Genomic DNA, 8,115 nt, shown 5'->3' with positions numbered 1-8,115 from the left:
GGCATCCTCACCGGCGGCACGCTGTTCGAGGAACTGGGCTTCTATTACCTGGGCCCGATCGACGGCCACAACCTGGACCACCTGCTACCCGTGCTGCGCAACGTGCGCGATGCGGAGGAGAGCGGCCCGATCCTGGTCCACGCCATCACCCAGAAGGGTCGCGGCTACGCCCCGGCGGAGGCGGCGACCGACAAGCTGCACGCCGTCAGCCGGTTCAACGTGGTGACCGGTGAGCAGGTGAAGGCCCCGCCCGGCCCGCCCACCTACACCAATGTGTTCGCCCACGCGCTGATCGCGGAGGCCGAGGCCGACAAGCGCGTGGTGGCGATCACCGCCGCGATGCCGTCCGGCACCGGGCTCGACAAGTTCGCCAAGCGCTTCCCCGACCGCATCTTCGACGTCGGCATTGCCGAGCAGCACGCCGTCACCTTCGCCGCCGGCATGGCGACCGAGGGCATGATCCCCGTCTGCGCCATCTACAGCACCTTCCTGCAGCGCGCCTACGACCAGGTCGTGCACGACGTGGCGATTCAGGGCCTGCCGGTCCGCTTCGGGCTGGACCGCGCCGGGCTGGTGGGGGCCGACGGCGCCACCCACGCCGGCAGCTTCGACCTGGCCTTCCTCGGCTGCCTGCCCGGCATGGTGCTGATGGCCCCGGCAGACGAGGTGGAACTGGTCCACATGGTCGCGACCTCGGTGGCCTACGATTCCGGGCCATCCGCCGTGCGCTACCCGCGCGGCGAGGGCACTGGCCTGGCGCTGCCCGCCCGCGGCACGCCCCTGCCGATCGGCAAGGGCCGCATCGTGCGGGAGACCCGCGGCGCCGAGATCGCCATCCTGAGCCTCGGCCCCCGCCTGGCCGACGCGCTGGTGGCGGCGGACGAACTGACGGCACGTGGCCTGCCGACGACCGTCGCCGATGCCCGCTTCGCCAAGCCGCTGGACACCGACCTGGTCGAACGCCTGGCCCGCGACCACGCGGTGCTGATCACGATCGAGGACGGCTCGGTCGGGGGCTTCGGTTCGATGGTGATGCAGCATCTGGCCTGGGCCGGGCTGCTGGATGGCGGGTTGAAGATCCGCCCGATGGTGCTGCCCGATCGGTTCATCGACCACAACACCCCCGCCGCCCAATTGACCGACGCCGGCCTCACCGCCAAGGACATCGTCCGAACCGCAGCCGAAGCCGCCGGGCAGAAGATCCCGGGCGTAGGCGCCGCCTAGCTGAGCGACACGCCACCCAAGAAAGCCCGCGCCGATCAGCTTCTCGTCGACCGCGGCCTGGTCGAATCGCGAACCCGCGCGCAGGCGCTGATCCTGGCGGGCAAGGTCTACACGGGTGATCGCCGGGTCGAGAAAGCCGGCCAGGTCCTGCCCGGTGAGGCCCCGCTGGAGGTAAAAGGCCAGGACCACCCATGGGTCTCCCGCGGCGGGTTGAAGCTGGCCCACGCGCTGGAGCATTTCGCCCTCTCGCCCGCAGGAAAAACCTGTCTGGACGTCGGCGCTTCCACCGGCGGCTTTACCGACGTGCTGCTGACCCACGGCGCCACCCGGGTCTACGCCGTCGACGTCGGCCACGGCCAACTCGCCTGGAAACTGCGCAGCGACCCGCGCGTGATCGTGCGCGAACGCACCAACGCCCGGCACCTGGTATTGGACGAGCCGGTTGGGGCGGTGGTGTGTGACGCCAGCTTCATCGGTCTGCGCACCGTGCTGCCGGCTTCGCTCGCCTGCTGCGAACCCGGCGCCTGGGCCGTGGCGCTCATCAAGCCGCAATTCGAAGCCGGCCCGGCTCAGGTCGGCAAGAACGGCGTTGTCCGCGACCCGGCGGTCCACGACGCCGTCTGCGCCATGATCCGCGATTGGTGGAGCGGCCTGCCGGGCTGGACCGTGCTTGGCATCGAGGCCAGCCCCATCACCGGCCCCGAAGGCAACCGTGAATTCCTCATCGCCGCCCAGTTGACTGTGCCCGCCGAACCGGCACGCTGATACCAATCACCCGGGGATACGCCGCCATGCTGGAACTACGTCCGAACTGCGAGTGCTGCGACCGCGACCTGCCGCCCGACTCGCTGGACGCGATGATGTGCACCTTCGAATGCACATTCTGCAGCGACTGCGCCAACCGCAACTTCGCCGGGCGCTGCCCCAATTGTGCTGGCGAGCTGGTCCGCCGCCCGGTTCGTCCGGCCGATCGCCTGGCAAAGTTCCCCGCCTCCACTACGCGCAAGACCAAAGCTCACGCCGGCTGCGTCGCCGCCTAGGCGTGCGCCGCCAGCCCGGCAACCGCCGCGAACGCAGGTGAGGCCGGGTTGGCCAGATGCTCCAACACCGTGAAGTGGTCTGCGCCGGTCACAATTATCGGCATCGCGCCGGGCCACGCGGCCGCCATCGTGGCATTCTGCGCCTGAAATCCGGCAGTCTCATCCCCACCAACGATGAAGTAAGCCGGTGGCACCGGTGCTACGACTCGGTGCACCGGCGAGTGCCTCTGGGCAGATGCTGCGTCCAAACCCAACGCATCGTTCAACGGCGTCGCCAGCAACGGCGCCAGATCATACACGCCGCTCAATCCCACGACGGCATCCGCCACGCCAGCCATGCCCAATTCCGCCGCGATATGCCCGCCGGCCGAGTGCCCGGCAACGATTAACCGCCCGCCAGCCCTGTCGCGGATTGTCCGTGCCGCATCATGTGTCGCCGCCATCAGGGTATCGAAACTCACGTCGGGGCAGAGCGGGTAGTTCACCGCCGCCCAGGCAAAGCCACGTTGCACGAACGGCGCTGCCAGAAACAGGAAGTCGGCCTTGTCGCGACCCTGCCAGTAGCCAGCATGGAAATACGCGATCACTGGCGCGCCGGGTGCGGCCGGAAAGAAATCGAACCGGCAGCGTTCGTGCCTGCCATATCGTAAATCCCGTTCGTAACCCGTCACCGCGGCGCTGCGCCGGGCGAATTCCGCCAGCAGTGCTGGATGGCTCTCGCGGCGCTGGCCGGTCATATACTCCCAAATCGGGTCAGACACTCAGGCTTCGCTCCCACGCATCGGCATCCGGTGACTGTAGGTCGGGGATGCCCACGCCGCCATCACGCCGGCCTGAAGATGATGTGGCGTTTCCTTCTTCGCGCCACACGTTAGAGACACACATATAGTGGCCTATCAGGCCGGGAGTGAGGCTTCATGAACACCCGCGACATGCCGGCTCAGGCGTCCTGAATGCCCATTTCCCCCGAATTCCGCCCGTCCACCGCCCATGCCGAATTGGGTGAGGCGTTCTTCGACGTCGTCGCCCCGGCAGACTTCCCGCAAGCCATCCTGCGCCACCGCGACGACCGCTGGGCGGCCCGTATTGGTCTGGCCGGGCTGACGGACGCGGAGTGGGTCGATATCATGGCCCGGTTCGAGCCACTGCCCGGCAGCCATCCGCAGCCCCTTGCGCTGCGCTACCACGGTCATCAATTTCGCCACTACAACCCCGACCTCGGCGACGGCCGAGGCTTTCTCTTCGCCCAGATGCATGATTTGCAGGATGGCCGCCTGCTGGATCTAGGCACCAAGGGCAGCGGCCAAACCCCGTGGTCCCGCACCGCCGACGGCCGGCTGACGCTGAAGGGTGGCGTGCGCGAGGTGTTGGCGACGGAGATGCTGGAGGCGCAGGGCGTCTACACGTCCAAATCGCTGAGCCTGGTCGAAACCGGGGAGAAGCTGGTCCGCCACGACGAACCATCCCCCACACGCGGCGCGGTGCTGGTGCGGCTGAACCACGGGCACATCCGCATCGGCTCGTTCCAGCGCCAGGCGGCTCTGGGTGATACCGACGCGCTGAGCCGGCTGCTGGAATACGCCGTGCGGACCTACATCCCCGAAGCAGCCGAAGCGGACGAGGCCGGGCCGGCGGTCGCGTTCCTGCGCGCCGTGGTGGCGCGGGTGGCGCGGATGGGCGCGCAATGGATGGCCGCCGGCTTCGTGCACGGAGTCCTGAACACCGACAACATCAACATCACCGGGGAGAGCTTCGATTATGGCCCCTGGCGCTGGCTACCGACTTACGACCCGGCGTTCACCGCCGCATATTTCGACGAGAGCGGCCTGTATTCCTACGGCCGCCAGCCAGAGGCGTTGCAGTGGAACCTGACCCGCCTGGCAGAATGCCTGCTGCCCCTGGCGGATAAGGACGGGTTGATCGACGCCCTGTCCGGCTTCGTCCCCGCCTTTCGCCGCGAATACGACGCCGCAACCATCCGCCGGCTGGGTGTGCCCGGAGCCGGAACCGAGGCGGATGCGATTCTGGCGAAAGCCTGGTGGGTCGCGCTGGCAGAATCGCAAATGCCGTTCGAGCGGGCATTCTTCCGTGCCTTCGGTGGCGAATTGGACGCATCGTTTGGCGAGAATTTCGCCCCTGTGCGCGCAATCTTGGCCGACCGCCCGCGACCCGGCCGTCCTGATCACGCCTATTTCCACCTACCCGCGCCATGCACGGTGCTGATCGACGAGGTGGAGGAATTATGGGCACCGATCGCCGCCGAAGACGATTGGTCGGCCCTTCACCAGAAGATTACCGCGATTCGGCAAATGGGCGCGGCGTTGGGTGGCTAGTTCACCTGGATAAACGTCTCGAACGGCCGATAGCACAGGTCCAGCAGGTAATCCGGCAGAATGAAGCCATCCGGGTCGTCGTCGATCATCGTGGTCATCTGCGACATGTGGCACTCGACGGCGGCACGCTTGATGGCAAGCGTGTCGGTGATGTCCAACCGCCAGCCGCGAATGCGTTGGGCGCGTATCCAAGTGGTGCGTGCTAGCGTCCAGCCCCAAACTGCGTAGGCAAGATGGCGAAATGGCACCATGCGGGAAGCCGCGACGGTGATTCGATGCGCTGCCAAATGGTCGCAATGCGGATCGTAGGCCCAGCTTGCGAACACGCTGCCGATATCGTGGTCGCGGATATAAGCGGCAAGTTGTTCCGCCGCCTGGCGCATTGGGTAGCCCTTGCGCGGGGCGGACGCATCCTGGTAGCCGAAAAACGCAAGGCGACCGGACGGTAGGCCCAGCGTCACCAACGCCGCCGCCATTTCCCGCTCCCGCAGCGCGATCAGCCGCGCTTCCGGATATTCCTTCGAATTCGGGTGGGATCGGCTGCCATCCGTCAGCAGCACGACATGAACGTCGACCCCTGCGGCACAGGCCTGCGCGATGAGGCCAGCGCAGCCAAGGCTTTCATCATCTGGGTGGGGCGACAGCACCAGGATGGGTTTGCCTTGCGTCAGCGTTGCAATTTCGGTGAACGGCAACGCCGCCATGCGGGCCAGAACATCCGTCGCCCGCTCCATCCGGAGCGTGCGGGCGGGGCACAGCATTACCGGCGGGCGAGTCGGGTGCGCAGTGCGAGTGTCAGGATCGGCAATTGGCTTTTACGCAGTCGCGTGGTCATCCGCTTCGGCTCCTGTATCAGGCGATGCAGCCATTCCAGACCAGCGCGTTGCATGAACAACGGCGCCCGTCGCTGCAGCCCGGTCGCGAATAACAGAGACGCACCGATACACAACCCCGTTCCCACCGCGCCGCCATGTTCGGCGATATGGCGGCCGAGTACTTCGGATTGCGGTGCGCCACAGGCGAGGAAGACGTAGCGCGCCGGGTGGGCGACTACGAAATTCACGCAGGCGGCGATTGCAGCGGGGTCGCCGATGAAGCCGAATGGCGGGTCATGCCGCACCACGTTCGTCCAACCATACTGCTGGCGGAGCCGGCTCTCCATCTCCGCGGTGCCACCGATGATGGTGATGGCGTCGGTCGGTCGTATCGCGCCCGCCAGCAGATCCGCTGTCAGGTCGCTTCCGAGCGCGAGTGGGAGCGTAACCCCGGCCATGGTCGCGGCAAGGCGGGCGACGACGCGGCTGTCGCACAGTCGCAGCCAGGCGCCGTCGATACCGGCGCGAAACCGTGGTTCGCCGCGTTCGTAATTGACCACATGCACTGCGTTCGGCGTGCAGACATAGGCAAACGCTGCGTCAGAAGACCGCCCGACGATTGCTGCCAATGCCTGGTGTCCGTCCAACGCGGAAAAATAGGTTCCGAATGCGAGGATGTCGTCGGCAGACGGCTGGTCGCTCAATGACTCGTCGCTCACGTCTGGGGCGCCTTTTCGACGTGGTAGAGTGGGATCTTCCGCCACCAGAACAATTTGCCAGCGGCGGATGCTGTGCCGAGAAGATGCCGCACAAAACGTTGGCGCCCGGTTAATCCGGTGAGCAGCAATGCGCCTGCACCCGCGACGGCTTGGATGGCGCCGCGTCCCATGATGTCGGCCGCACTGCGCCCGGGGCGGACAGCGTGGCGCACCGCCGCCGCGGTATAGACCTGGGCGCCGCTATAGGCCCGCAACGCCTGATACCGCAGCGTAGTACGTCCGGCTGGGATGGTTTCCCAAACCGTCGCCTCGGCACACCAGACGAAACGGCGGCCCCGGCGTTCCAGCCGCAGAAATAGGTCCAAATCCTCACCACCGGATGCGCCGAACGCCGGGTCGAACGGCGCGTCGTCCGTGAAGCAGGTGGAGCGACGCCACAGCGAGGAAGCGGTGCTGATGGCGAAATTGCGCGTACGGTTCGGGCCACCGGCGACCAAGTGGGTGCCGCTGGGCGCGGGGAGTACGCGTGTGAAGCGGCTGCCCTGCGGATCCCAATCCGGCGCGGAGCCTTCGGCAAAGCGCGGGCGCACCGGCCCGACAGCAACGTCTGCCCCGCTGCGCTCCAGCGTGTCGAGCAGATGGTCCAGCCAACCCGGCTCCAACACGAGGTCATCATCCATGAACGCCACCAATTCAGCACTGGCGGCGTGCAGGCCGGCGTTGCGAGCGACCGAGATATTTGGCGGAGAGGCATGCACCCAGCGCACCACGCGTCCGGCGGCGATCAAGCCATTGGCAAAAGCGCGGGCGTGGCCGGACGGGCTGTTGTCGGCGATCACGACCTCGAACGCGACGCCACGGCTGGTGGCGTTGGCCAGACAGCTTTCCACAGCGTCCTGCAGCATGCGCAGGCGGTTAAAGGTGCAGATGACGACGGAAGCTGTGGGAGTGCTCATGCCGCAAGCCTTTCCTGGCGCAACCATGCGACAGAATCCGCGAGGCCCTCATCGATCGTGACGGCGGGGGACCAGCCGAGTACCGCCCGCGCCGTGTCGGTCGGGTAGGTGGCGGCCAGCGCGAACAGGATGAGCTCGCTGCTCGCGGGCGCCCCGAGCAGCCAATCGGCCGCAACGCCGGGCTTGACCCGTGACAACGCTTTCAGCGGCAATGACGCGAGGGAGCGGGCATGCAGCGTCCGCGGTGAAATTTCGCGCAGAGGCGGTGCACCGATGTCGGCAGCCAGGCGACAAAACCATTCGTTCCAGGTGATGGCTTCTGGGCCATTGACGTTGAAGGCGCCGCCAGCGGTCGGCGCGTTCAGCGCTGCGACCACGGCGGACGCGACGTCGCTGACATGGACCAGGTTGCAGGTGCCTTCGCCCCCCACGCCGAACACGCCCCAACGGCCGGATCGGATGCGTCGGGCCATCTGCGAGACCCAGAGTGTCCCGCCCGGTCCATAGACGATGGTGGGGCGCAAGCGGATTGTCTCGATACCGGCTTCGGCTAGACAGGCAGCTTCGGCCGCGGCTTTCCACCCTGCGTAGTCGTTGCTCGCGGATGAGACGAGCGGCGCGTCCTCGCCAACCGCTCCGGTTGTCAGGCCATAAACCGCGACAGAACTGATGTGGATGAAGCGGCGCACGCCCGCCTTCGCCGCTGCCCGCAGTAGCGCCCTGGTGCCATCCACGGTCACGCTCCGGTCGCCGACGGCGCAATGCACCAGCGCGGTCACCCCCACCAAGGCCGCCTGCATGGCCTTGGGGTCCCGTAGGTCGAGTTTGCGCGAATTGCCGCGTCCGTCGCGTGTTGCGGCGATTGCGAACATGGTCGGCTCGTTCGAGAGACGGTGCAGGACGTGGCCGCCAACAAACCCGGCGGCGCCTGTAATCAAAACCGTATTCATGTTGCTACCGATGGCCTGTGCGCAGGCAAGGTATCGTTAGGACACTACGGTTAAGTAAATGACGTCCGGAATTTTGAG

The 8,115-nt window shown here is 66.7% G+C and carries 9 protein-coding genes; 4 read left to right on the top strand and 5 right to left on the bottom strand.

Features of this window, described 5'->3' with window-relative positions; translation table 11 throughout:
* The 3 genes from dxs to GSQ76_RS21275 form a co-directional block, all read left to right on the top strand.
* A partial coding sequence (gene dxs / locus GSQ76_RS21285; protein ID WP_158746180.1) for a 1-deoxy-D-xylulose-5-phosphate synthase occupies positions 1-1,224 on the top strand: 1,224 nt, incomplete at its 5' end.
* A complete protein-coding gene (locus GSQ76_RS21280; protein ID WP_158746181.1) occupies positions 1,225-1,989 on the top strand; it encodes a TlyA family RNA methyltransferase in 765 nt (254 codons plus the stop codon). It begins immediately after the preceding gene.
* A 26-nt stretch (positions 1,990-2,015) separates the two neighbouring features.
* A complete protein-coding gene (locus GSQ76_RS21275; protein WP_158746106.1) occupies positions 2,016-2,264 on the top strand; it encodes a DUF1272 domain-containing protein in 249 nt (82 codons plus the stop codon).
* Here the strand turns inward: GSQ76_RS21275 and GSQ76_RS21270 are convergent.
* Positions 2,261-3,025, bottom strand: coding sequence for an alpha/beta hydrolase (locus GSQ76_RS21270; RefSeq protein ID WP_254070546.1), 765 nt, complete (start codon positions 3,023-3,025; stop codon positions 2,261-2,263). The two genes, GSQ76_RS21275 and GSQ76_RS21270, sit on opposite strands and share 4 nt — an antisense overlap.
* Before the next feature lie 192 nt (positions 3,026-3,217).
* On the opposite strand from GSQ76_RS21270, the gene GSQ76_RS21265 reads away from it, so the two are divergent.
* A complete protein-coding gene (locus GSQ76_RS21265) occupies positions 3,218-4,597 on the top strand; it encodes a protein adenylyltransferase SelO (RefSeq protein ID WP_158746105.1) in 1,380 nt (459 codons plus the stop codon).
* Here the strand turns inward: GSQ76_RS21265 and GSQ76_RS21260 are convergent.
* The 4 genes from GSQ76_RS21260 to GSQ76_RS21245 are packed head-to-tail and all read right to left on the bottom strand — an operon-like array spanning position 4,594 to position 8,037.
* The gene (locus GSQ76_RS21260; RefSeq protein WP_158746104.1) at positions 4,594-5,331 is read right to left on the bottom strand and encodes a PIG-L deacetylase family protein; all 738 of its coding nucleotides are present in this window, start codon (positions 5,329-5,331) and stop codon (positions 4,594-4,596) included. The genes GSQ76_RS21265 and GSQ76_RS21260 overlap by 4 nt on opposite strands.
* 26 nt (positions 5,332-5,357) lie before the next feature.
* Positions 5,358-6,131 carry a WecB/TagA/CpsF family glycosyltransferase gene (locus tag GSQ76_RS21255; RefSeq protein WP_254070545.1) on the bottom strand — a complete coding sequence of 258 codons (774 nt, stop codon included), beginning with the start codon at positions 6,129-6,131 and terminating at the stop codon, positions 5,358-5,360.
* Positions 6,128-7,087: a glycosyltransferase gene (locus GSQ76_RS21250; RefSeq protein ID WP_158746103.1), complete on the bottom strand. Its 960-nt coding sequence runs from the start codon at positions 7,085-7,087 to the stop codon at positions 6,128-6,130. Before GSQ76_RS21250 ends, GSQ76_RS21255 begins: the two co-directional genes overlap by 4 nt.
* The gene (locus GSQ76_RS21245; protein WP_158746102.1) at positions 7,084-8,037 is read right to left on the bottom strand and encodes an NAD(P)-dependent oxidoreductase; all 954 of its coding nucleotides are present in this window, start codon (positions 8,035-8,037) and stop codon (positions 7,084-7,086) included. Before GSQ76_RS21245 ends, GSQ76_RS21250 begins: the two co-directional genes overlap by 4 nt.
* Between the last annotated feature and the right edge of the window lie 78 nt (positions 8,038-8,115).

The sequence above is a fragment of the Acidisphaera sp. L21 genome (assembly GCF_009765685.1).
Lineage (GTDB): Bacteria > Pseudomonadota > Alphaproteobacteria > Acetobacterales > Acetobacteraceae > LMUY01.
Note: the sequence above shows the minus strand (reverse complement) of the source record. Positions and strands in the feature narration are given on the sequence as shown.